This is a genomic window from Candidatus Thiodiazotropha sp. CDECU1 (genome assembly GCF_963455295.1).
Lineage (GTDB): Bacteria > Pseudomonadota > Gammaproteobacteria > Chromatiales > Chromatiaceae > Thiodiazotropha.
Map to the genome: position 1 here is coordinate 463,492 of NZ_OY734020.1, position 22,501 is coordinate 485,992.

The following is a 22,501-nucleotide window of genomic DNA, read 5'->3' on the forward strand; positions in this document are numbered from 1 at the left end:
CTATGATCAATTTTTGACAAAGCTTTTTCATTGTTTTACTGATTAATCAACTTCTTTAATTGTTGCACCAAACTTTGTTTCATTCTCGATTCTAAGTCCATTCCCATCCATACCGGTGGATCTTCAGGATATTGTGTAACATCATCATCAATTTCCATTGACCGTCAACTTTCCTTTTGCCTCTATAGCTGAACCGATTGATCCCAATGGCATCAGTGAGATGGCCAAACACCGGTTCAACCGTACCTAATCGTTGACTGTAGATATGGCGGCCTCTTGGGCTATCGATCTTACGCTTCATCCGTTCGAGGATTCCCGCCTTCTGTTCCTGCGTGATATCCAGTGTGACATTGATCTGCCTTGGTGTATGCTGGGCCTCGTTTCTCAGGCAGCGTTTCCTCAAGCCGCAGTTGTCGCAGTCTTGTTCGTAGCCCTGGAACTGCATGAACAGGTGATGGCCGATTCTTGCCCGACGGGCTTTTAGCCACATTGCCTTTCCGGCAGGACACCGGCAAGTCTCGTTATTGCGGTCAACCTTAAACTCGCTCTGGCTGAACCGTTCCTTCTCTTTACGCTTGTTTCTCTCTTTCGATGCCTTGTGATCCTTGAACCGGGGGTCGCGGGCGCGAAAGCCGGTGTCCGCCAGATAGCCGTCTATGCCTTCGGCTTCCAGGTATTCCAGGGTATCCCGGTTGTGGTATCCCGAGTCGGCAGTGATCTTGGTCTTTTGCAGTTTCCTCTCTTCTTTGGGGCTGCTCTCTTTGAAGGTCTCCCTGATCCCTTCTATTACGGGCTTGAGCAGACCATGTTCCTGGCCTTGCCCAAAGGCTTCGGCGTGCACGACCACCTGGTGTAGACTGTCGGCGGCGGCAACGCCGGTGTAGCCCTGGATAACCCCGTGGCTGGTCTTCATCTTGGCGCTTTCGTTGTCGGTGATGTTGCTTTTGACCCTCTTCCCGCTTGTGCCCTTGCGCTCGGGCTCGGTGTCCAGGTGCTGTTTGATCTTACGTGAGGCTGCTCGCAGCTTTTTGATCTGCTCTTGCTCTCGCTCGTAGATATCCGGTTGTTGTTCCGCTGTATCCTGCTCACGATGGCGTTGCAGCATGCGTCGCACCGCGCGATCGATCTTCTGTCGTTTCTTCTTCAGTTCAGCATGTGTGCCGCTCCAGCTCTTGGACGCGTTTGAGGGCAGCTTGCAGCCATCAACGGCGAACATCTCTTTACCGATCAGGCCTAACCGATCACACACCAATACGACTTGTCCAAACAGGTCGGCTATCGTATCAGGGGCGCGGGAGATGAAATCTGCTACTGTACTGTGGTCGGGTTGCAGGTCTGCCGACAGCGCCATGAACACGATATTCTCGCGACATAGGCGTTCGATCTGACGGCTGCTGGTAATGCCCTTGGAATAGGCAAGAATGATGATCTTTAACAGCAGTTTGGGATCATAGGCAGGCCGGCCTGTGCTGTCGTTTTGATACTGTTGGTCAAATGCGCTTATATCAAGCTCGTTATCGATCAGGTAGGAGAGGGAGTATTCGAAACTGCCCGGCAGGATTTGTTTCTCATAGGACACGGGCAGCATTTTCATCTGATCGTAGTTGTAATCCTTATAACGTGCCATCTTCCTTTCTCCATGCACCGTTATTGTCTATGTGATTTTATCGGATTATGGGGTTTTCCGACAGCCTCAACGCTCGCAATAACCGGACCGATGTAGCGGTGTTTAAGTTGTGCTAGGCTCTTTTAGCACAACTTAAACACCGCGGAATTGGGTCCGAGTTTATTGCCATTGTTAGGCCTAGCAATTTCCATAGAATGTGTGTTCATCATTTTGATAAATTGATGAATAATTGATACTAAATTTCAGTCGAGAAATAGCCTCTTTAATATTCTCTCTACTCTCGGGATCATAAGTAATATCCAGCAACATAAGATCTTCGCCTGGGCCGTATACGTCATCGATAGATGGTAAAAAATGCTTACACTTGGCATCCCCTATTACATCAATTCCAATACCAATAAGCGCATTTTTCATTAATCCATCACCTTGACTAGGAACTTGTTTTCCGTCCACTTCAATGGCAAAGCTTTTAATAATAGCTGGCCCAAGGCCATTACTTCGCATAGTAAATATTACTTCTTCTTCCGAAGTATGGTCACTATGAACGGAAATATTTGGCTTTACTGACAATCGAAAATGTTTGCGTTGTAAATAACCCTGCCATATCGATACTCCTACTGCTATTGATGCAATAATTACAGCAGATGAGGCAATTATATCGCTTGTATCCATATACTCTGATTTCCTGGGCCTAACAGCTTTATTAACGAGACCCCGCGTCTCAATGGTATGGACTCCTCCACCTTAAGTCGAAATCTCGTTAAAGTGACAGGTCGACCAAAACCAACGGAGCCCATACCATGAAAAATACTACCACAATCACCATAGACCTCGCCAAAGATGTATTCCAAGTTGCTGTTTTTAATAAATTTGGTAAACAATTAGTCAATAAGGACGTGAATTCAAAGCAGTTGGCGAAACTGGTTATGCAACATCCAGGAGCCTGCATTTACATGGAAGCCTGTGGGTCAGCCCATTATTGGGGGAGACGATTCACGCAATTAGGCTACAAGGCTCACTTGATTCCGCCCCATTTGGTTGCTAAATATCGTACCAGCAACAAGAGCGACAAAAACGATGCTGTGGCTATTTATGAAGCATCCAAAAATCCTCATGTTTACTTCGTTTCAATACGTACCCTGGAGCAACAGGATCTAGCAACGCAACATAAATTGCGAAGTGAGTATATCAAGCAAAGAACGTAGTTAGGTAACCGTATCCGTGGATTCGCAATGGAATATGGAGTTAACTTCTCACGTGGCATACATCGATTGCGCCATCAGATTCCTTCCGCCCTGGAAGATGCAGAGAATGAATTAACATTAGTTGCAAGAACATGCTTGTGGGATTTATACAACCAGTTGTTGGCCCTAGACAAAATCATTGAGCAGGCGACGACCATTCTGGTTAGTCATGCCAAACAAATTGATGCTTGTGTGCGACTCGAAAAAATACCCGGTGTAAGCTGGCTAGTTGCGAGCATGCTCTATGCACGATTAGGTAATGGTAGTGCCTTCCAGCGAGGCCGAGATGCCAGCGTGAGCCTGGGTTTGGTACCATCCCATTCCGGTAGTGGTGGAAAGAACCGATTAGGAAAAATCACTAAACGGGGTGACAAGTATCTTCGCTGTTTGCTGGTGCATGGCGCGCGGTCTACCCTGCATAGAGTACACGGCAAGAAGGATGGATTGAGTGCTTGGGTACGCCAGCAACTGTCCACAAAACATGCAAACAATACAGCTGTGGCATTGGCTAATAAGATAGTCAGGATGGCCTGGTCATTTTTGATTACTGGCGATGAATATAGATCCCCTGTAGCTCAGTAGCATCATATTCATTTCAAATGCCACAGTTGTAAACCGAGTTTTGGCAGTGTATTAACGGAAAGTGACAAATAGTCAGCCAGATAAAACCTGGGTATAACGACGGCTCTTGAAGCCACTGTCTCGATAAGGTATCTGGCAAACGGTGAATTAAGCCGTTAAGGTCAGGGGTAGCTCCCCATAATAAAGACCGGATATACGTGAACTAAAACTATTTCGTTATTTTCCTGAAAATACATTGCTGAACAGGAGGAGTCCATATACGTTATACATTTTTAGGCGAATTATTCACCCATTGCCGCCTTTGCTTCCAGCCATTTAGCATGAGGCAATACGCTTGTTTTTGGATTCCCTGCCTCATACACCGTAAGCGCATAAAGTTTGTTTGTTGCAGGATTCTTGAATTTCTCGACCACATCGGCAGGAATATCATCGCCAATTTTCCAGTGAGCCGTATAACTTCCTTTGGGGTCGAGAACGTGAACTTCGACAACCTCCTGTTTGCTTATAAGACCATCCCGTTCCCATTCCTTAAACTGCTTTTCAGAAACTTGTTTTTCAAACGGATTACCATTCTCGTCTTGACCTTGAATGGTTACTTTTTTACCAAATAATGAATCCCATAATCCCATCTCCGTACCCTCTCAGTAATGATGTTACTGGGCCAACATCTGCTGTATTCTGGCCTCGGCAGTTTCCGCGTTGTGGATAAAGTAATTTTCTGCGAAGGAATACGCATCCTGCCAATTTGGAAACACCTCGGCAAATGCCCCTATCATTTCTGTAAGTGTTTCGCGGCATTCTTTTGCGCCAACATTCCTTGCAACCGCCCCATCGACAACCATTGCCAATAACGTGTCTCTCAATACGTCTTCAAATTTCTTGTAAGCGTTCAGCCCCTTATCTTTTCCGAACAGAGTTTTCTTTCCTCTGTTTTTCTCATAATCCGCCATGGCCATTACAAGTTTTTGCAGGGAATTGAATGTATGCGGGAATCTAGTTTGAAACGTACCCGCAAGATCCCAATCAGTTGTTGTCATTTCGCTTCCTCATTATTTTGCCTAACGTTGCCTTCAGCAGAGCAGGCGCGCTAGCGACTGCGTCCGCTGGAAGGCCTGGTTAGAGCGGATTTTGATGATGAAAATTAACATATAACTCCTTCAGGTTGCTCGGTAACAACTCCCAGTATGATTCTGCTCTTTCTGATGTGACCTGCCAAAAAAGATTTTCAGTAAACGCTACATCGATACAATTTCTAACTTCTTCATCTCCATTGTTAAATGATGCGCTCATATGCCTAAATAAACCTGCATATTTTTTTGGAGCAACACCCCTGCTCATTTCTTTATTCAGTGCATTTGCCAGACTCTCAAACCAAGAATAGGCAAACTCTAGATCAAGAGAATGCCAATTTCGAATGTGTTCACGATCGGCCTTTTCAGTAATGGCTGGATACTTCTCCCTAGTTTTGTAATAAAAATCCAATACCGGCATTTTTTTAAGCTCTAACATTACATTACACAGAATCTTTACTATTACTAATAGTGCGGATGCGGCCTATCATGCGATTGAACGAATCGGCCTAGCATCAGAATCAATCTGGTTGATATGGGCAGCCTGCTCGAGGCTTTGTAAAAGAAAGTAGATATGAACGGTTTTCCTACCATCGTCCCTGACCTCACTTTCTGATTGTTCTATAACTAGATGAATTGCCTGTAAATAATTGATACTTATGTTGACGCGAATGTACATAGTTAAGAGTATCGACGCTCTAATTAAGGCCTAGAACAAACAGGAAATCAAGCGGTTATCTGGATCTAAAGTCGAACGACACTTGGAAATGATAGGCTGCCAAAATCGTCACGTGGGCTCTGCGATTCTGGACTGGATTGATGCTATACGGATTCTCTAACGGAAGTCACCTGCAAGCACATGACCACCTTTGGATCGATTCTCGATGTTGATGCCTGCCAGGCAGAGTTCTTGAGGTCTGCCATTCGTCCACGTTATTTAAAGTGCACTGCGCATGACGCTTGTGAAATGACTATGTCAGCTTTTCTTATTACCGTCGTCGTTACCTCATCGATGACTATGTCCGCTATTGGCCGGAGAGCGACCGTACCCCGGACTCAAACCGGCCAATATTTGGTCAGATCTCTGTATGCTCCGCCATTTCAAGAGCATCATCCACTTCTACCCCAAGATATCTCACTGTACTTTCGAGCTTGGTATGGCCAAGCAGTAATTGAACGGCACGCAGATTCTTTGTCCGCTTGTATATAATGCTGGCTTTCGTGCGGCGAATCGAGTGCGTTCCATAGATAGACGGGTCGAGCCCTATCATAGCAACCAAAGCTTTGACAATCCGTGCGTACTGGCGCGTCGTGATATGAGCCTCGGGTCGTACCCGACTTGCGAATAGCCAGGTATCACCTCGCAAATTTGCAGTCGTTATCCACTGCTGCACCGCAACACGGGTTTGGTCAGTGATTTCAAACCGAACCTGTTGTCCCGTTTTCTGCTGTAAAATTGATGCGCGTGACAGGACGTTCTCGCCATGGACGACATCACTTGTCTTCAGCTTTACCAAGTCACATGCTCTGAGCTTACTGTCAATTGCCAGATTGAACAATGCGATATCGCGATACCTCTTTTTCATCTTTAAGAGGATCCTAATTGACCAGATATCCTGTGGCTTTAGGGGCGGTTTTTGCCCGATGATCCTTCCTTTATTCCATGGGATGCGACGATTATTGGCACATTCGATGTTCGCGGGTTGCTGCTTCATGATTCGATTCCTCCAATCAAGGGAAAGGAATCATTAGTATTGTCGATTTACGGTACGGTCACTTTCGCGACCATTACAGTCTTTAAGACGAATCTTCAGTTCACCCATAAGGTGACATTCAACGCCTAGCTCAGACGAGGAGGCGCGTAACTTCCAACGATTGGCTGCTCAATTATTTATCTTCGGCGGGTTTATACTAAGATTTGTTGTTCTCTCCTTAATAATCCCGTCACCCTTCCCTGTAGACACTGCAACTAGCTGCAAAGTCTTAAATAATTATGCGAGCAGAAGATTCTATAAAAACTGTCTGCATGTTTTCAGGCTGTTGGCGCAAGCCTTCAGCTGACCATTCGGTTACTGGGAAGAGTGCGTTCCTGATAAACATAGCGAGTGGTCGGACAAAATTTCAATTATTCGGCAATCTGCTACTTGGTTACCGGCACATTGGTTAATCATTCGTTTCAGTTCCATCCTCATGCTCTGAAGCCGTTTTATTTTGGACTCCACCTCCTGCAGATGGCTACGTGCAATTTGATCGACTTCTTCACATGAGTGGGAAGGGTCATCACTTATAGCAAGTATTTCGCGAATGCGATCGAGCGAAAAGCCAAGTTCACGACTATGGCGAACAAATCCCAACCGGTCCAGATGATTCTGATGGTAGATGCGCTGGTTTCCCTCACTTCTTTCCGGCTCCGGTAAGAGACCTATCTGTTCGTAGTATCGAATAGTCTGTACCTTGCAGTTGCCTGCCTCAGCCATCTGGCCGATGGAGTATCGTCGATTCATGTGGAAACTCCTCTTGAAGCTACAGTCACTGTAGGTATTAAGATTATATCAGAGAGTAGAAAAGCTACCTAAAAATGGGTGAAAAGATGACTGGGTGCGGCTGTGAAAGCAATCTGAAATTTGATGGTGTATCGCGTCAATATAAGGCTGTGTTATGGGTTGTTATTGCTATCAATGCAGTAATGTTTCTAATAGAAATGGGTGCTAGTTTCACTGCAAAATCAATGGCTTTGAGGGCTGATGCGCTGGATTTCCTGGGTGATAGCCTTACCTACAGTATTACTTTGCTTGCTATCGGTCACTCCTTGCACTGGCGTGCCTCAGCGGCGATGTTTAAAGGACTTACGCTGGCCGCCATGGGGGTGTGGGTTCTGGTCTCGACGTTGCATAGAGTGTTTATACTCGGTATTCCCAACGAACTCGTTATGAGTTCTGTGGCTATAATCGCCTTCAGTGCCAATGTCTTCAGTGTGATTCTTTTGCAAAAATATCGTAATGGGGATGCAAACGTACGCTCCGTGTGGCTTTGTAGTCGCAATGACGCCATAGGAAATTTGGCGGTTTTGATTGCCGCAGGCGTCGTTTATGTCACTCAAAGTCAATGGCCGGATCATATTGTAGCCTTTTTAATGGCCGCACTGTTTCTGCACTCCGCATCGTTGATAATTCGGCAAGCTCTTGCGGAATTACGCTACACTCGAGCTGGTTACTCAGAGTCATCAGTCTGTGAACTCAGCGAACAAAAAATTGAATCCCCTATTAAACGCTCCTGTTAGAACTGGCGTTAAGTCTTCAAGTTACCCATGAAAAGTAGACATCTCACTACAACCTAATAAGGAGTCTTGAGATGACGAAAAACAAAAGACACAAGAATAAATACAATCACTATACAGAGGACTTTCGGCGCGAAGCCGTCAGACGGTCAGAAGATCCGAATACCTCTGCTGTTGAGGTTGCCCGGGAACTGGGTATACATCCCGGTCAGATCTATAATTGGAGACGCCAATATAAACGTCTATCTGAGAAACAGTTTAATAACATGAACGGAGTCGATTATTCGAAACAGGAGAGTGAGGAAATCCGCAAATTAAAGCGCGAGATCGCCGATCTCAAGGAGGAGCGCGATTTCCTAAAAAAAGCAGCGGCGTACTTCTCGAATCAAAATCGGTGAAGTACGCCTATGTAGAATCTCTGCGGGGCCAGCATGCGATACACAAGATGTGTGCATGGCTGGGTGTGAGTCGATCGGGCTACTACAAGTGGCGTAATCGCCAGCCGAGCGAGCAGGCATTACGTCGTGAGCAGGTGCGCCAGGCCGTGATTTTGGTATTTGAGCAGTTCAAAAAGCGCTATGGGGCGCCACGAATCAGGGTGGAGCTGAATGAAGCAGGTATTCCCTGTAGCCTCAACCATGTCGCCAGATTGATGGCAGAATCCGGCCTAAAGGCCCGTAATGGCAAGCATTTTAAATTTTATCCATCAGGCAATGCCATCAATCATGTCAGCGACAATCTGCTTGGGCGAAACTTTAGTGCCAGCGCTCCGGATGAGAAATGGGTATCGGATATTACCTATATCAAGCTGGAGCGTGGCTTTGTTTATCTAGCGGTGGTCATGGACCTTTTCTCACGACAGATTATCGGCTGGGCACTGGACACGTCGATGACAACGGAATTGATCATAGAGGCCTTTGAGATGGCAAAAGCACGCCGCAACGTAAAGCCTGGGCTCATCCTTCACTCAGACAGGGGTGTTCAGTATCGCTCATCTGAGTATCAAGGAAAGTTGTATGAACAAGGTATACGGCCTAGTATGAGTCGAAAAGGTAACTGCTGGGACAATGCTGCAGTCGAATCTTTCTTTGCGAGAATGAAGGTGGAGTCGATCTATGCAGAGAGATTTCTAACCAAGGATGATGCTTATGCATGCGTATTTGAATATATCGAACTGTTCTACAACAGTGTCCGACGGCACTCAACTATCGATTATAAAAGCCCAAGGCAATTTGAAGAAGACTACTATGCTAAGTGTGCATAATTTAATGTCTACTTTTTGTGGTTAGGATCAGTCTGCTTTTCACTCGGCATGGTTGTCACGAATCCTGTGATGGATCACACGCACTTTAGTCGCTGTTTTTGGATCGACTGGTAGTGATTCAGAGAAATGAGACCTCCGTGATTTAGTGTGTTTGCGATAGTAACGGCTTGTCGTCTGGATCAACAACTTTCCATTGACACCGAAGACCTTGATATGAAGATGGCCGGGAATTCGTCCGCGCCTTTGAAATGATTTGCGAATATCTCCGCTAACTCTCAATTCGGAGCCATCGGAGCGTACCTGTACATGGGCTATCCGTGCAACTCGGGAATCAATACGTTCAACGCTTATTTTTCCGTCGTTGGCCATATTATCGGACAGGCCGGCACAGCCCGAGAGGAAAGAGGCAGCGGCCAACGCTACAAGACTTTTTTGGTTGAAAACAAATGGATTCTTCATGATGATTGCCTCTTTCTCGTTTGACCATTTTCCGGAGTTGATTGAGCCCCTTTGGAGAACACCTGGTATAAGGAAGGCAGGACAAACAAAGTCAGCAGGGTACTGGATACCAATCCTCCAACCACTACAGTAGCCAGGGGACGCTGAACCTCGGATCCGACTCCAGTTGAAAGTAACATTGGAATCAATCCCAACGCTGCAATAGCAGCAGTCATTAGTACTGGGCGCAGACGAGATAAGGCACCACGGAAGACAGAATCAGATAATGGCATACCGCCTTCAACGTTCTGATTAATGGCGTTAACCATCACTACGCCATTGAGCACCGCAACTCCGAACAGGGCAATGAACCCGATAGAACCTGGAACCGAGAGATATTGCCCCGTCCCATAAAGAGCAGCGACACCACCTATCAATGCCAGTGGTACATTAAGCATGATCAATAATGCCTGACCCACGGAGTGGAAGGCAAAGTAGAGTAGGAGGAATATCAAGCCAAGAGATAAGGGTACGACGATCATTAATCGTTGTTGTGCACGCTCCTGGTTCTCGAACTGCCCACCAAAGACAACGGAGTATCCTGGCGGTAATTTGATCTCCCCGGCAATACGCTCGCGCAGTTCAGTGACTAGCCCTCCCATATCTCGACCATCCACGTTAGATTGAATTACTACTCGACGCTGAACGTCATCTCGACGTATCTGTGGCGGGCCGGATTCAATGACTACATCGGCCACTTCACCAAGACGCACCCAGGCTCCTCCAGGAGCCTGTAGGACCAGCTCTTTCAGTGCCACGGTGTTCTTACGATATGACTCTCCCAGACGCACAGTGATGTCATAACGTTCATTACCCTGAATGACCTGACCAGCTTCAGTGCCGCCAATTCCATCAGAAACCAAGTCCATTACCTGTGACACTGGAATACCGTACCGAGCCAACACCTCCCGCTTCGGTCGGACAGTCAACTGTGCCTCCCCTGTTATTTGCTCCATCTCCACAGCACGGGTGCCTTGGACCGTCCTCGCAAGAGCTTCGATGGCTTTACCCTTTTCTACAAGTACATTTAGATTTGGGCCGAATAATTTGATCGCCAGTTGGGCCTTGACGCCCGAGAGCAGCTCATCCACACGGGTAGCGATGGGTTGAGAGAAAGTAAAAAGTAGGCCCGGATGTATAGATAGTGCCTTTTCGAACTGTTTCTGTAATGCAAAACGATCCTTTGCACTGGTCCATTCACTAACCGGCATCAATCCCACAAAGATCTCAATGTTGGAGACTGGCTCTGGATCGCCACCCAGTTCTGGACGTCCTACTCGGCTGGAGGCATAGGTCACTTCTGGAAACGCCATGAGAATTTTTTCGAGCTGCGCGGCCACCCCTAATGCAGTATTAAGGCTGGTAGACGGCGCCAGGGTGACTCGAATGTTAAGGGTACCTTCTTCCAGCTCTGGCACGAACTCAGTACCCAACCGTGGAAGAAGCATCATGGCAGCAGCGAACATCGCCACAGCAACCAGTACAACTAACCATTTCACTTTGAGAGCAAAGCGCAAGGAATGCCGATAGAGCCACTCTAGTGGATGGAATATGGGGCTATTTCGATGTTTGACAGCACGCTGGAAGGCATAAGTGGATAGCGCAGGCATCACCACCAGCGCCACCACGAGTGAAGTCAACATAGCCAGTACTATGGAGATCGCCATAGGCTGAAACAGCTTGCCTTCCACACCTTCCAACGTGAACAGTGGGGCAAAGACCACGATGATGATGACTACCGCATAGAACACCGGTCTGCCCACTTCCCGGGCAGCCTCCTGAATGCGCAATGGAATACCTCGCCGGTCTTGAGCCGCGTCATAGGGATCAGCGTCCCCCGGTGCCTGTTCCTCCTTTGCCGCTTCTTCATGGGTAGGGTCGGGGTGGGAAAGATGTTTGAAGATGTTTTCCATCATTACGACCGAACCGTCCACCATCATGCCGATGGCGATCGCCAGACCTCCCAGGGACATTAGATTGGCTGAGAGCCCCCAGTAGCTCATAGCCGTCAAAGCCAGGCCCACGGAGAGAGGGACGGATATCAACACCAGAAGAGTGGCCCGAATATTCAAGAGAAACAGCAGTAACACGACCACGATGAGTACTAAGGCTTCGGTAAGCGCTCGGCTGACGGTTTCCACTGCCTGTTCCACCAGGTCAGCCTGGTCATAGAAGGGTTCGATGGTGACTCCATCCGGGAGCGCCTGTTGAATGGCCGGCATTCGTTCCTTGACTGAATCAATAGTCGTCTTTGTGTTGGCCCCTAACCGTTTGAGCACGATCCCGGCTACAACCTCACCTAAGGATTCCGGTTTTCCTTCGGAGTTGCGATGTGTCATGGTCACCGCTCCCTGGCGTATTTCACCGCCGAATACCACCTGACCGATATCGCGCACCTGTACTACCACGCCGTCTTCTTCCCTGAGAGGGATACTGGCGATGTCATGCAGGCCATCTTCACCAGCCCGCAACCACCCTACACCGCGAATCACCAGTTGTTCAGCGCCACGGTCGAGATACCAGCCACCGGCATTGCGATTGTTCTCTTCGATAGCCTCGGCGATCCCGTCGATCGTGATACCGTAGGCGAGCAGTCTGTCGGGATTGACCTGTACCTGGTATTGGCGTACTTCCCCACCATAGGAGAGTACGTCAGTGATTCCATCCACCGGCAGGAGCAACAGTTTAACCACCCAATCATTGAGGCTGCGCAAAGCGATAGCATCGTACTTTTCAGGATCGCTGGAGCGCAGGATATATTGATAGATCTGGCCCAAGCCAGACGTGTTCGGCCCCATCTCTGGCGTGCCGACGCCTTCAGGAATCTGCTCCCTAGCATCCTGTAGCCGTTCAAAGACAAGCTGACGGGCAAAGTAGATGTCAGTGCCTTCCTTAAACACAACGGTGATTACAGAAAGACCGGTCTTGGAGATGGAACGGACCTCTTCGACGTCGGGCAAGGCGTACATCACTGCCTCAATGGGATAGGTGATGAGTTGCTCCACTTCCTCAGCGGCTAATCCCTGTGCTTCGGTGTTGATCTGTACCTGGATATTGGTGACATCGGGAAAGGCATCCAGATTGAGCCGGGGTATCAGGGCGACGGCAGCACCCAACGCAGCCAGCAAGCTAAGCACCACCAACAGACGGTTGGCGACAGACCAGTCGATAAGTCGATTGAGCATACCGGCCTCCTAGTGGTTGTGAACGTCGAAACCGGACTTAGCTAGTTCCGATTGCACAAAGAAGGCCCCCTGAGTGACCACACGCGTACCGGGTGACAGTCCCACGATTACAGCCAGCCCCGGCAATTGCCGAACCACTTCGACCTCTTTTGGCTCGAATTCGCCTGGCTCCTCTTCCACAAAAACCTGCCAATCACCATCAGGACTGCGCAAGACCGCTTCCAGTGGCAGGGTGAGGGCGGTTTGCCCTGACGTACCGGTCTGAATTCTTACAGTCACGAATTGACCGGGATGAATTTTGTCTTCCGGATTTGGAATCTCCAGACGAACGGCCAAGGTGCGAGTTGTCTCATCCAGTGCGTGATGAATCTGGATGACTTTGCCATCGATCCATGCGTCTCCCACGAGCACCCGTGCGGACGCATCAATGTTGAGCTGGGAAACGAATTGAGGGTTAATACGGGCTTCGACCCAGAGACTGGATTCGTCAGTGAGCTCAAATAACAAATCCCCAGGGTCCACCATTTGGCCTGTAAGGAAATCGTCACGAATGACAGTGCCATCCTGGGGTGACAGCAGCGTAAAACGACCATCTGCTTGGGTGATATTGCCTGTATGGATCAACTGATCAGTCTGTTTGGAGGTTAAGCCATAGGCCAGCAGTTTGGCTTGAGCCTGTTGAAAGGCCACTCGGGCTTCAAGATAGCGCCGCTCAGAGACAACTTTCTTCCCCAAATCTTTCACCCGTTGCCACTCTTTTGCGGCAACTAGCAGCTCCCCTTGTGCTTCGGCCATCGAGACGCTGGACAAGGTTACAAGCGGTTGCCCTACAGCGACAGGATCTCCGAGGCGAGCATGGCGCGTGACAACCTGAGCTTCGATACGAGGTGTAACCTGGCTGGAGGCATAGGCGTTGAGTCGGATCTCACCCGGTGCTTCTATCTCTGTAGGAACGGATCGCGCTGTTAAGGTGTCCACTACAATTCCGGCACTATGGCGTTGTTCATTATTAAGATGGACGCGGTTTTCCTCTTCATGTCCGTGCTCATCCTTATGTTCATCTTCGTGCCCGTGTTCATCCTTATGCTCACCTCTGTGTTCTTCTGTCACTTCTTCAGCGTGATCATGTTCTTCCGCAGCAGTAAGTGGATGGGTGTAAAAGAAGATCAGGGCCAGGAGACAAAGGCTCCAGTTTCGAATGTTCATTGTCTACTGCTCCTCTGACGTTTCATTCAGCCATTTATTCAAGTTTCCAGATGCGCTCAACCACTCAACCCAGGCGCTCCACAGATTGCCGTGAAGTTCAACTCCGGCGATTTGGGTGTCCAGTGTTTGTTGGATCTGTAGAAGGTAGTCAGTGGTGCTGATCTCACCGGCTTGCCACTGGGCTTCCAGCAATTCAATACGCTGTTGCAAACTGGGCTGCCCATGGGACAACCAGAAGGACCAGGCGCGAGCTACTAACTTGTAGCGCTCTTGGGCACCTTTCAACCTGGCCAGTACACTCAGGTAAGCCTGTTGAGCCTCCTGCTCTGCTTGCAGCGCTTCTGCCTGTGTGGCATCAACGTTGCTTCGAAAACTGTTTCTGACTTGAAGTGGAATAGAGAACGAGAGTGCAACCAAGTTTTCTTGGTCTTCACGTCCAGCGGTCAAGCCGAATGTAGGGTCCGCCTTGCGTTCCTGGTCAGATGCACGAATTTTTTGCCGAGCTACCTGTGCCATCTGGTAAGCAGTTTGGACTTGTGGATGATTCCGAGCGAGAGTTGCTTCATCCTGGGTGCTGGGAAGAGTTGTAGGCAATTGGTCAGGAAACTTGATGCTGCTTTTCAACATCTGCCCACTAAGGCTGAAAAAATCGCTTCTCGCCTGGATGAGTTCAGAGCCATTTCCGGCATGTTGCATAACCGCTTCCGCCAGTGACAGGCGTGCCAACTCTAGCTCCGACTGAGGTATGTCACCTGCGGCATAACGTCGCTCTGCAAGTTTAGTGAAACGCTCCAATATCTTGGTGCGGTGTTTGGAAAACGTGGTGATCTCATGGTGTACGGCGATTCTCCCTACGGTGTCGAGAAGCTCGGAGGTTTTTGTCAACCGTAGGACGTCAACATGTGCTTGGGCTGATGCGAATTCTGCCCGAGCCACCTGTTCAAACGCACTCTGTTTGTCGTGCCAGTCGATGGTCTGACTGATACCGAGGGTGTAGATATTAATGTCAGTACGTTCAGCCTCCAGTTCCAACTCAGGATTGTTTAGCGGCAAACCAGCACCGGCAAGACGAGCCCGGGTCGCTTCCATTGCGGCCTTAGCTGCTTGTATCTCCGGGTTAATTTCAAGAGCACTGTTGACGATGTCAGCCAGTTGTTGAATATCCTCGCTATGTGATGACTCCGTCTTTGAGAGCGCCGATGGCGTCCAGGCAATCAGTGATAACAGGCAGGCTAACAGGCCTGCACGCATGCAGATAGAAAACGGCATAATCTGAGTTCCGTTGTATCGTTAGAAACGATTGCCTGCTATGAACGCCGTCTGATATGTAGCTAGCAGGCGGTTAGGCAGGCACCAAATATGGTGGAAATCAGGCTGCGATTGGAGGTCGGAGAACTGAGGGCGGAAAGAAGGAAACTAACGAAACAGAATAGGACGCAGGAACAATGCCTAGATCGGCTTCTAGGTTAAAAGTTTCAGTGCTGTTCAGACCGAGCAAATGGAGAACACCGTGGCAGCAGTGGTCACAACCAACCGCGTCATCGGTATCACTCTGATTATTCACGTGTTCGCCAATAATGTGAATATGGTCTGACGCTAGATCGTTGTGCACATCAGCTGCCATCGCCATCCCATAACCGAGGATGGACACGACTAGCCATGTGACAAGGAAACGACGAAGCATAGACAGTTATCAGTTAATGTAAAACATCCTCAATCTAGAGTGATCGACATATTAAGTCAACTTATTGACCGAAGATAGGGAGTACAGAAGAATCTTGCTCCTAATGCATCATCAGTTTAGAAACAGTGAATCCATGCAGATTAAACTAAAGTTTTTCAATGGATTAGAATTTTTATTGGTGTCTACAACTGTGCACAAAAAACAGAGTGAAACGGATTGGTAGTCTTTTAGGTCGTTAGTGATCGCAACAATTACGATCGCCAATCTGGATAGGAGGACATTTCACCGTTCCGTAAGAACAAAATACACAACAATCTCCCTTCATGGGACGTAACAGTTTCTTGCAGTTTTCACATTCGTAAAACCATTGGCATGCATCGGTCGGCATTATTTCGGTTTTCTGATAGCCGCAATGGGGGCAGGTGAGAGTGGATTCTAGGATGACCTGTTTCATATCGTATCTAGCAACTGTGTGCGAAAGTGGCAGCGCTACAATTATCCAGCTCTGTAACTCTCTGAGAAACGGGGGAGAATACAGCAAAGAGAAGGCTTCTGGGCGGACTGTCTGCACGCCATTTATTTCCTAGTGCATCGACTATCCATCTGAAAGCGGATTTAACTAGCTGATTAGAAGTCGGTTTATAGTGTTCATCATTAACGAAATTCGCAATTGCAAAATTTGGAGCGTCCGCTTTTTAGGTTTATTAATTTGGTCAATAGCTACCCCTACCTTCCGCTCTTGGCCGCCTCATGTCTATTGCATTGCACAATCAGAGGGGCTGCTTTTGAGAAAACCGCCATGAAAAACCCCTCCTTGGCGGGGTAATGCTGAGCAGTTCTGATCAGCGCCAGAGCGAAAATTGAAGAGTACGTCTATAAGTTCTCGACAAGCTTTCTCATACCCTCCACTGAGTACGCCCGCATTGATTCCGTCCGGATATTGCCGAGGGAGCCTACCTTCAGTAGTGCCGCTGTAGCCGCTTCGTCGCTCCCCTCCAAGATCACGACCATGTCATAATGCCCGACAGTGTAGTAGACGCCCACAACTGTTAACCCCATTTGTTCTGCGAGTACCTTGAAAGCTTCGTACCGATCCGGTGATTCTTTCACATTTCGGATTCCTTGGTCCGTAAAGTTCACAAGAGTGATATGCGTAGACATAATTTCATCCTCCTCTGTTGAAGAATACTGTTTTGACGATCGCCTGCTTATTGTTCTTGATCGATGACCCTCGTGCTTCTTGAGCATTCAATTATTCGACGTCTATAGAGAGTGGCAGAAGCCGATACATTGCGATGATGAGATATCTGACAAGACTCCTTGCCCAAAGGAGAGCATAGCTCACTGGAGAAAAGATACGAGGTAATCATTGTGTGAACCAATCAGGATCGATTTACTACTCGCGCATGATCAACCTTCCCGCCTATCGTCCTGATGGTGGCCAATTAGTCCGGTCTTGGCCGGAAGCCGAAGTAAGTCTATAGCCCATCTGACACTAACTGTCAGATCAAATCTGAATTTATACTCCTTAGCTGTCCCAATTCAGCGTTGTCTGACCTGATACCCCTTATCATATTAAGAACCGACTGCTACAGTTAAGCAATCTGGCTGGATACTCTCCCTATTTACGCCTGTCGCTGATTTTCCCTGATATAACAGTGTCAATCTCCACAACTCATGCGAACCTCGTTGACGGGCCGTTTCATTTATTGGCTAAGGCCCGACTTCCGCTAACTGTCGCTCACCACGATATTACTAGCCGGCGCTATTACATCCATTCTACTGCCATCATCAAACTCAAGCGTCAACGGAACCGAATCGCCATTGTTGATGACCCTGGTGGTCGAGAAAGCACTCAGGCTCAAGCCCAACAAAATTTCTTTCAACCTTTCTATCATTATTAGTATTAACAGGCCCTGGTTACCTTAGACTTGAAGAAGTCTGCGACAGAGAGTGGAACAGTGCCCACTCACACGATACCGAAGCATAGATAGAATATGTCAACCTGATGCTTCTTGGTCGACCCTTACATTCAAGCAGTCGTTCAATAACTCCAATACTGGTTTGCTTTCCCAATCCACACCGCCAATCAAAACACCTTTTACCAGTCCTTGTTGGTCGACAAACAGCGTCTGGGGCAGCGCGCCAATACGGTGGTCATGGGAGATCTTGCCGAAACGGTCGGCAGCGACCGGCAGATTGGTTATTTCATGGGTTCGATAGAAACGCTCCGCTTCCGATAATCCTTTTCCATCCCTAACCAAGGGCAGTATCAGCAACCGGTCACTGGAGATGCGTCCCTGCAGCCGGTCAAGGGAGGGCATCTCCTCTCTGCATGGGGTACACCAGGTGGTCCAGAAATTGACAAGCAGGGCGCGTGGGCCGGGAAGAGAGGCCAAATCGATCTTTTCACCGCCATCGGTGGTAAACGCCTGCTTGGATACCGGTCTTGGGTCGGTGTAAGCGCGAAAAATACCGCTACCGAAAGAGCGGCTTTCACAGGCTCCCGACGACACTGGCTCAGAGAGTGCGGCAATCGGAGATGCAATAAGCCAAAGCAGGATTGGTAGAAGGAGGCGAAGACTGGAAAGTGTCACTGGGCTGCTTTCTGAGCCAGCTCCGCCATTACCTGGTCCAACTCATCCAGCAGGCTACAGTTTTGCAAGCTATAAGTGTTGCGCAATGCGCTGGGTTTGCGATAGATCACTTGGGTACCCACGTCGTCCTGGAAAACGGCTATCTTCAGGGGCAGTTCCAGACCGGCGGCGGGGTCGTGCCACATGATGCGTGAATTGTGACTGGTTTTTCCGAAAGCGATAACCTGCTTTACGGAATCCTTGTCCCCATGGTCATACACCGAAAAGATCTTGAAACGCATTTGCTCAAGCTGCATTTTTAAGCTTTCCAGGATCTCCGCTGCGGAGTTTTTGGCATTGATTGTTACCACACCGCTGTCGGCCGCAAACACAGGAGAGGAGATAAACATAATGAGTAATAGGGGTAATATGATTCGATTGCACAAGCGGGTCATGATTCACGATCTCCTTACTGCTGGAGCTGAAAATAACTTTTATTTTAGAGACTTCAGGAATTCGATCACATTCTTCCGTTGTTTATCGCTCATAGCAGGCACACCAACAACGGGAAATGCCATTTTGTTACCGGGTACAAGCGCCTTTGGATCCTGCAAATAAGCATCGAGGGTGGTTTCATCCCAAACGATTGAATCCGCTTTGCTCAAATGGGCTTCGGAGTATTGATAACCTTCAACCGCACCGGCAGACCTGCCGTAGACACCCCACAGCGGGGGGCCGACTCTGTTCTGCTTGTCTTCGGTTATGTCATGGCATGCGAAACATTGCTTAATGGCAACTTTCTTACCTCTTTTTACCATTTTTTTTATCGCCTTGGCTTCATCCATTGCCATAACGTCAACGCTAGCCATAGGAAAAGCGATTGCAGCAGCCAAGACTACCAGAGCATACTTCTTCATGAAAAAACTCCTAAACCAGAAACTTGTAGTGATAGAGACGATGGTCCCTCGCGGGCAATTTACAAACCTCTTTTAGAGGGACATAGACTTTGATGACTAATTCAATTTGCAAGAACTATACCAGAGCCAATCCAAAGCAGATGGAGAAGGATAAACGCCATCCGGGGGAGAGCTCCAAAGTGGTGTCAACTATCGAATAATCGGGGATCATAGCGCGTTACAGGAGCTGCCTGCCTGGATGTTATTTGCTCTACTTCGAAAGATAACGATCCACTGCAGCGAGTCAGGTATCGAAAGTATTGAACGAATCGTTCAATTGGCTTCAGTTCGTGTGAACAGTCCGTTCCAGCCATTCAGGCAAACTGTAGGCATGGCATATCTTTAAAAGGTATCATCCCTACCCATCTTGCGAGAGCACCCACCACGGGTGTTTCTGGCTCCAATTTCCTGATCAGGAGGCGTGGCGTGATATTGTTTAAAAAGCCATTGGATCAACGGCGCTGGATGTGGCTCATGATTGTCATTTCGGCGCTCCTTGACAGCATTGCTTTAGCGGCAAAGCCGCCTGTGTCCGAGCCCGGTGGAGAGCCTGTTGGACTCATGGGGGAGTGGTGTCGTGAGAAGAAGCGCAAGATCACCCAGTACACCGTAATGGATGGCAAGTTGTTCATCCGCGGTGGTCGCAGCGGGCAGACCCACGAGGCGGATCTCAGGTGCAATGATGCCTATACCGAGTGTGAGGCCAAAACTGTTCGTGGTTGGGGGACGCCGGTACGCGAAATCCTGCGCCTGGATGGGGACGAGATGAATCTCACCCGGATCTGGGGCGGAGCCTGGAAAGACAAAACCTACAACTTCACCTTTACCCGTTGTCCCAAGTGGTGATCCTGTAACAATCGCCCTATCTACGGTATGTTAGAAGTAGCCTATTGGCTTAAAACCACTGCATAGACATGCACACCAAGCAATAGCAGTAGATCTCATTTAAAAAAATATAGTATTACGGGCTATTGCCATTATGATTACAATGATTTTGGTCCCAGGATTTCCAACTTAGAGAAGACAACCATGTACACGTTTAGGCAAATTTCATGGACTTTCTTAGTTCTGTTCACCCTTGCTGGTACGCAAGTTTGGTCTTACGGAACAAGCATGTCTGACAATAATCCGGGAGCTATCGCCCACACGGCTACCGTTATGGAAACCATGTCCAGTGCCGGCTATACTTATATTCGGGTTGAGGAAAAAGGTAAAACATTCTGGATTGCATTGCCTGAAACCCAGGTTAGTGTTGGGGAAAAGGTCAGTTTTTACGAACAGATGCTAATGGAAAACTTCACTAGTAAATCACTCAATCGAACCTTTGATAGAATTCTTTTTGTCGAGGCAATTAACAGAGGAACAGATTTACCTACAAAGGCTAAAGCAAAACCATCACCAAATATAAAATCACCTGAACAACACGCTGAAGCACAAAATCCAAAAGAATTAGCAGCCCCTGTCGGACGTTTTACTATCAAAGATATCTTTGAAAAGAAGGATGATCTGGTCGGCAAGGTAATTGAAGTAAAGGGAAAGATATCAAAATTATCCAGTCAAATCATGGGTAGAGATTGGGTCCACATTGAAGATGGGACAGGAGCAAAGCAGGAAAATAACAATAAGATTATCTTTCGTACAACTCAAGTTGGATTGGCTGTAGGTGACGAAGTTGTCGGGAAAGGTGTTTTATATGTCAATAAAGATTTTGGCTATGGCTACTTCTATCCGTTAATTATTGAGGATGCTGTTTTTAGTAAATGACTTTGAACAATGCATGCGGCACCCAATTAACTGGTTTCTGTTGTTCATTGTGTTCTATTCTGAATCGCTTCGGACAGAAGTCATCCTGACCGCGCTGGCCGAGGTACACTAGAGTATGCGCTGGATGGTGCCGGGAATCTGGTGGAGTTTTGGGATCAATCAACCACTAACAAGGTGGTACTGCAATAATTTAATTATTCTCATTGACTAAAATTAAAGATGAGAACGGACACAGTTTGTACCAGGTACTATCTTCACGCTGCGACCCTTATGTCACCTGGCTGATAATGCAGCCTCAGGGACCCTGCCGCTTTGAACCATATGGCATGAATACTCGGCGGGGAAAATTATCAATAGCGTGGCGCGCCTTCGAGGCTGATGGATAACCGTTGCCCGCTATAAGCGGTTTTGTTGGTGTTTTGATTTCTATGCAAGTTGAACTTCGGCGTGTGATGATTGAGTGTTGACAGACTGGAAATTCCTTTTTTTACTGATCGCTATTTGGAAAATAGATGTTATTTGTCGTGAATTTGCCCAGAGTGCGTCATTTGCTGATCACTGTCTTGGTATTGATGAGCGCATCCGTTGTGGCTTTTGCCGCGGAAATCGATAGCGTTACAACAAGAAATGTAGAGCTGGAAAACAGTCGTACAGCCATTAATCAAATCTTTAATCAACGACTCAAGGAGGGTATTGACGAAGCAAATCGGAAACGCATAAGCATACATGCAGTGGGCGATCTTGAGCTCTACCGGGAAGGTGAGTATTGCGACGAGCAAGTGCTCTACAGGGAACTCAGAAAGGCTATCTTTAAATCCAACTCCGTGACATGGGGGCTTAAGGGTTACCATCTCGATATTCAGTTGCGAAGCCTGCTTGTCAGGAACAGCTACTCTCTGCCTCTGAATGACTCGATCTATCGCGATATCGACTATATCGAGGGCATCTCACTGAATTTGAAGCAGCTAAGTGATGTGGTGCATGTTGAAGGCAACCTCATCGGTGTCGACAAGCTCGGCCACTTTTTTGCTGAAGGATGGCGTTATTTCGAGTTGATGGAGTACGATAACAGGTCTCTGTCAGATGTGCTTGCCTGGGGTAGAGAGAAGGAGTCAGGTCTGTTTGGCTATAGCACTACCGGTATTTTTTCCTATGCTGACCTGGTCGCCAACTTCAATGGTATGCGTTTCTGGAACAAGGTGCTGCTTAAGCACGACGATCCCTTGAAAGGCGTGATTGCCAATCTGTTGGAAAGGCCCTATGTCACTTGCGATATCCAGATCATCGATTCATTTAAAGCCGGTGAGATCGTAAGGGCCTGGGAATTTAGCGTCGAGTTCGATATTGAGGATTTTATTGATGGAAGCTGGGATGAGGGGAATAACTGCAACAGCTACGCCGATCCGGTCATCGAGGAAAAGGTGGTTAAGCGAATTCATGATATTGACCAAAACTTTACCTGTCCCTATCAAAAGGAGGCGTGTACTCGGGCACGTGTCAAGTATGGTGAATTATCAAGAAACCTGCTGCACCCATTTTGTTTGAGGGCAAAGTAATTGTGAATTTAA

The 22,501-nt window shown here is 47.9% G+C and carries 25 protein-coding genes; 8 read left to right on the forward strand and 17 right to left on the reverse strand.

Features of this window, described 5'->3' with window-relative positions; genetic code table 11:
• Nucleotides 1-91 precede the first annotated feature (91 nt).
• Both R2K28_RS02000 and R2K28_RS02005 read right to left on the reverse strand, forming a co-directional pair.
• Nucleotides 92-1,627 (reverse strand): IS1182 family transposase, encoded by a 1,536-nt coding sequence (locus tag R2K28_RS02000; protein WP_316365261.1) that lies wholly within the window; start codon nt 1,625-1,627, stop codon nt 92-94.
• A 177-nt stretch (nt 1,628-1,804) separates the two neighbouring features.
• The gene (locus R2K28_RS02005) at nt 1,805-2,299 is read right to left on the reverse strand and encodes a hypothetical protein (protein WP_316367753.1); all 495 of its coding nucleotides are present in this window, start codon (nt 2,297-2,299) and stop codon (nt 1,805-1,807) included.
• A 128-nt stretch (nt 2,300-2,427) separates the two neighbouring features.
• Between R2K28_RS02005 and R2K28_RS02010 the strand changes: the two genes are divergently transcribed.
• Nucleotides 2,428-2,832: an IS110 family transposase gene (locus tag R2K28_RS02010; protein ID WP_316367754.1), complete on the forward strand. Its 405-nt coding sequence runs from the start codon at nt 2,428-2,430 to the stop codon at nt 2,830-2,832.
• Nucleotides 2,833-2,859: 27 nt separating this feature from the next.
• Nucleotides 2,860-3,453, forward strand: a complete 594-nt coding sequence (locus tag R2K28_RS02015) for a transposase (RefSeq protein WP_316367755.1) — start codon at nt 2,860-2,862, stop codon at nt 3,451-3,453.
• A 281-nt stretch (nt 3,454-3,734) separates the two neighbouring features.
• Here R2K28_RS02015 and R2K28_RS02020 read toward each other — a convergent pair whose 3' ends face one another.
• The 5 genes from R2K28_RS02020 to R2K28_RS02040 all read right to left on the reverse strand — a co-directional run bounded on the left by R2K28_RS02020 (nt 3,735) and on the right by R2K28_RS02040 (nt 7,027).
• Nucleotides 3,735-4,082, reverse strand: a complete 348-nt coding sequence (locus tag R2K28_RS02020; RefSeq protein ID WP_316367756.1) for a hypothetical protein — start codon at nt 4,080-4,082, stop codon at nt 3,735-3,737.
• Nucleotides 4,083-4,106: 24 nt separating this feature from the next.
• Nucleotides 4,107-4,490 (reverse strand): hypothetical protein, encoded by a 384-nt coding sequence (locus tag R2K28_RS02025; protein ID WP_316367757.1) that lies wholly within the window; start codon nt 4,488-4,490, stop codon nt 4,107-4,109.
• A gap of 79 nt (nt 4,491-4,569) precedes the next feature.
• Entirely contained in the window at nt 4,570-4,962 is a 393-nt protein-coding gene (locus tag R2K28_RS02030) for a DUF7674 family protein (protein ID WP_316367758.1), read from the reverse strand.
• Nucleotides 4,963-5,599: 637 nt separating this feature from the next.
• A complete protein-coding gene (locus R2K28_RS02035) occupies nt 5,600-6,238 on the reverse strand; it encodes a tyrosine-type recombinase/integrase (RefSeq protein WP_316367759.1) in 639 nt (212 codons plus the stop codon).
• A gap of 354 nt (nt 6,239-6,592) precedes the next feature.
• Nucleotides 6,593-7,027: a MerR family transcriptional regulator gene (locus tag R2K28_RS02040; RefSeq protein ID WP_316367760.1), complete on the reverse strand. Its 435-nt coding sequence runs from the start codon at nt 7,025-7,027 to the stop codon at nt 6,593-6,595.
• Between the two features lie 74 nt (nt 7,028-7,101).
• On the opposite strand from R2K28_RS02040, the gene R2K28_RS02045 reads away from it, so the two are divergent.
• The 3 genes from R2K28_RS02045 (at nt 7,102) to R2K28_RS02055 (ending at nt 9,064) form a co-directional block, all read left to right on the forward strand.
• On the forward strand, nt 7,102-7,803 hold the full coding sequence (locus tag R2K28_RS02045; RefSeq protein ID WP_316367761.1) for a cation transporter: 702 nt from the start codon (nt 7,102-7,104) through the stop codon (nt 7,801-7,803).
• A 71-nt stretch (nt 7,804-7,874) separates the two neighbouring features.
• Nucleotides 7,875-8,198: a transposase gene (locus R2K28_RS02050; protein ID WP_316367762.1), complete on the forward strand. Its 324-nt coding sequence runs from the start codon at nt 7,875-7,877 to the stop codon at nt 8,196-8,198.
• Nucleotides 8,195-9,064 carry an IS3 family transposase gene (locus tag R2K28_RS02055; RefSeq protein ID WP_316367763.1) on the forward strand — a complete coding sequence of 290 codons (870 nt, stop codon included), beginning with the start codon at nt 8,195-8,197 and terminating at the stop codon, nt 9,062-9,064. Before R2K28_RS02050 ends, R2K28_RS02055 begins: the two co-directional genes overlap by 4 nt.
• A gap of 39 nt (nt 9,065-9,103) precedes the next feature.
• On the opposite strand, the gene R2K28_RS02060 is transcribed toward R2K28_RS02055, so the two are convergent.
• From R2K28_RS02060 to R2K28_RS02105, 10 genes are all read right to left on the reverse strand, one after another.
• Nucleotides 9,104-9,523: a hypothetical protein gene (locus R2K28_RS02060; RefSeq protein ID WP_316367764.1), complete on the reverse strand. Its 420-nt coding sequence runs from the start codon at nt 9,521-9,523 to the stop codon at nt 9,104-9,106.
• Entirely contained in the window at nt 9,520-12,747 is a 3,228-nt protein-coding gene (locus R2K28_RS02065; protein WP_316367765.1) for an efflux RND transporter permease subunit, read from the reverse strand. The genes R2K28_RS02060 and R2K28_RS02065 overlap by 4 nt, the downstream gene beginning before the upstream one ends.
• 9 nt (nt 12,748-12,756) lie before the next feature.
• On the reverse strand, nt 12,757-13,953 hold the full coding sequence (locus tag R2K28_RS02070) for an efflux RND transporter periplasmic adaptor subunit (RefSeq protein WP_316367766.1): 1,197 nt from the start codon (nt 13,951-13,953) through the stop codon (nt 12,757-12,759).
• 3 nt (nt 13,954-13,956) lie between these two features.
• Nucleotides 13,957-15,222, reverse strand: coding sequence for a TolC family protein (locus R2K28_RS02075; protein WP_316367767.1), 1,266 nt, complete (start codon nt 15,220-15,222; stop codon nt 13,957-13,959).
• A gap of 650 nt (nt 15,223-15,872) precedes the next feature.
• A complete protein-coding gene (locus R2K28_RS02080; RefSeq protein ID WP_316369669.1) occupies nt 15,873-16,091 on the reverse strand; it encodes a GDCCVxC domain-containing (seleno)protein in 219 nt (72 codons plus the stop codon).
• A gap of 419 nt (nt 16,092-16,510) precedes the next feature.
• Nucleotides 16,511-16,798 (reverse strand): GYD domain-containing protein, encoded by a 288-nt coding sequence (locus R2K28_RS02085; protein WP_316367768.1) that lies wholly within the window; start codon nt 16,796-16,798, stop codon nt 16,511-16,513.
• A gap of 569 nt (nt 16,799-17,367) precedes the next feature.
• Complete coding sequence (locus R2K28_RS02090) at nt 17,368-17,523, reverse strand: hypothetical protein (protein WP_316367769.1); 156 nt, start codon at nt 17,521-17,523, stop codon at nt 17,368-17,370.
• A 114-nt stretch (nt 17,524-17,637) separates the two neighbouring features.
• Nucleotides 17,638-18,234 (reverse strand): TlpA disulfide reductase family protein, encoded by a 597-nt coding sequence (locus R2K28_RS02095; protein ID WP_316367770.1) that lies wholly within the window; start codon nt 18,232-18,234, stop codon nt 17,638-17,640.
• On the reverse strand, nt 18,231-18,668 hold the full coding sequence (locus R2K28_RS02100; protein WP_316367771.1) for a DUF302 domain-containing protein: 438 nt from the start codon (nt 18,666-18,668) through the stop codon (nt 18,231-18,233). The genes R2K28_RS02095 and R2K28_RS02100 overlap by 4 nt, the downstream gene beginning before the upstream one ends.
• A gap of 39 nt (nt 18,669-18,707) precedes the next feature.
• A complete protein-coding gene (locus tag R2K28_RS02105; protein ID WP_316367772.1) occupies nt 18,708-19,130 on the reverse strand; it encodes a c-type cytochrome in 423 nt (140 codons plus the stop codon).
• A gap of 465 nt (nt 19,131-19,595) precedes the next feature.
• Between R2K28_RS02105 and R2K28_RS02110 the strand changes: the two genes are divergently transcribed.
• The 3 genes from R2K28_RS02110 (at nt 19,596) to R2K28_RS02120 (ending at nt 22,489) form a co-directional block, all read left to right on the forward strand.
• Entirely contained in the window at nt 19,596-20,015 is a 420-nt protein-coding gene (locus tag R2K28_RS02110) for a hypothetical protein (RefSeq protein ID WP_316367773.1), read from the forward strand.
• A 267-nt stretch (nt 20,016-20,282) separates the two neighbouring features.
• Nucleotides 20,283-20,933 carry a hypothetical protein gene (locus tag R2K28_RS02115; protein ID WP_316367774.1) on the forward strand — a complete coding sequence of 217 codons (651 nt, stop codon included), beginning with the start codon at nt 20,283-20,285 and terminating at the stop codon, nt 20,931-20,933.
• A 548-nt stretch (nt 20,934-21,481) separates the two neighbouring features.
• The gene (locus R2K28_RS02120; protein ID WP_316367775.1) at nt 21,482-22,489 is read left to right on the forward strand and encodes a hypothetical protein; all 1,008 of its coding nucleotides are present in this window, start codon (nt 21,482-21,484) and stop codon (nt 22,487-22,489) included.
• Nucleotides 22,490-22,501: the final 12 nt, after the last annotated feature.

What these genes read in the sequence shown, in the direction of transcription:
- R2K28_RS02000 (WP_316365261.1), bottom strand. Translation starts at nt 1,627, where the DNA reads ATGGCACGTTATAAGGATTACAACTACGATCAGATGAAAATGCTGCCC.
- R2K28_RS02005 (WP_316367753.1), bottom strand. Translation starts at nt 2,299, where the DNA reads ATGGATACAAGCGATATAATTGCCTCATCTGCTGTAATTATTGCATCA.
- R2K28_RS02010 (WP_316367754.1), top strand. Translation starts at nt 2,428, where the DNA reads ATGAAAAATACTACCACAATCACCATAGACCTCGCCAAAGATGTATTC.
- R2K28_RS02015 (WP_316367755.1), top strand. Translation starts at nt 2,860, where the DNA reads ATGGAATATGGAGTTAACTTCTCACGTGGCATACATCGATTGCGCCAT.
- R2K28_RS02020 (WP_316367756.1), bottom strand. Translation starts at nt 4,082, where the DNA reads ATGGGATTATGGGATTCATTATTTGGTAAAAAAGTAACCATTCAAGGT.
- R2K28_RS02025 (WP_316367757.1), bottom strand. Translation starts at nt 4,490, where the DNA reads ATGACAACAACTGATTGGGATCTTGCGGGTACGTTTCAAACTAGATTC.
- R2K28_RS02030 (WP_316367758.1), bottom strand. Translation starts at nt 4,962, where the DNA reads ATGTTAGAGCTTAAAAAAATGCCGGTATTGGATTTTTATTACAAAACT.
- R2K28_RS02035 (WP_316367759.1), bottom strand. Translation starts at nt 6,238, where the DNA reads ATGAAGCAGCAACCCGCGAACATCGAATGTGCCAATAATCGTCGCATC.
- R2K28_RS02040 (WP_316367760.1), bottom strand. Translation starts at nt 7,027, where the DNA reads ATGAATCGACGATACTCCATCGGCCAGATGGCTGAGGCAGGCAACTGC.
- R2K28_RS02045 (WP_316367761.1), top strand. Translation starts at nt 7,102, where the DNA reads ATGGGTGAAAAGATGACTGGGTGCGGCTGTGAAAGCAATCTGAAATTT.
- R2K28_RS02050 (WP_316367762.1), top strand. Translation starts at nt 7,875, where the DNA reads ATGACGAAAAACAAAAGACACAAGAATAAATACAATCACTATACAGAG.
- R2K28_RS02060 (WP_316367764.1), bottom strand. Translation starts at nt 9,523, where the DNA reads ATGAAGAATCCATTTGTTTTCAACCAAAAAAGTCTTGTAGCGTTGGCC.
- R2K28_RS02065 (WP_316367765.1), bottom strand. Translation starts at nt 12,747, where the DNA reads ATGCTCAATCGACTTATCGACTGGTCTGTCGCCAACCGTCTGTTGGTG.
- R2K28_RS02070 (WP_316367766.1), bottom strand. Translation starts at nt 13,953, where the DNA reads ATGAACATTCGAAACTGGAGCCTTTGTCTCCTGGCCCTGATCTTCTTT.
- R2K28_RS02075 (WP_316367767.1), bottom strand. Translation starts at nt 15,222, where the DNA reads ATGCCGTTTTCTATCTGCATGCGTGCAGGCCTGTTAGCCTGCCTGTTA.
- R2K28_RS02080 (WP_316369669.1), bottom strand. Translation starts at nt 16,091, where the DNA reads ATGAAACAGGTCATCCTAGAATCCACTCTCACCTGCCCCCATTGCGGC.
- R2K28_RS02085 (WP_316367768.1), bottom strand. Translation starts at nt 16,798, where the DNA reads ATGTCTACGCATATCACTCTTGTGAACTTTACGGACCAAGGAATCCGA.
- R2K28_RS02100 (WP_316367771.1), bottom strand. Translation starts at nt 18,668, where the DNA reads ATGACCCGCTTGTGCAATCGAATCATATTACCCCTATTACTCATTATG.
- R2K28_RS02105 (WP_316367772.1), bottom strand. Translation starts at nt 19,130, where the DNA reads ATGAAGAAGTATGCTCTGGTAGTCTTGGCTGCTGCAATCGCTTTTCCT.
- R2K28_RS02115 (WP_316367774.1), top strand. Translation starts at nt 20,283, where the DNA reads ATGTCTGACAATAATCCGGGAGCTATCGCCCACACGGCTACCGTTATG.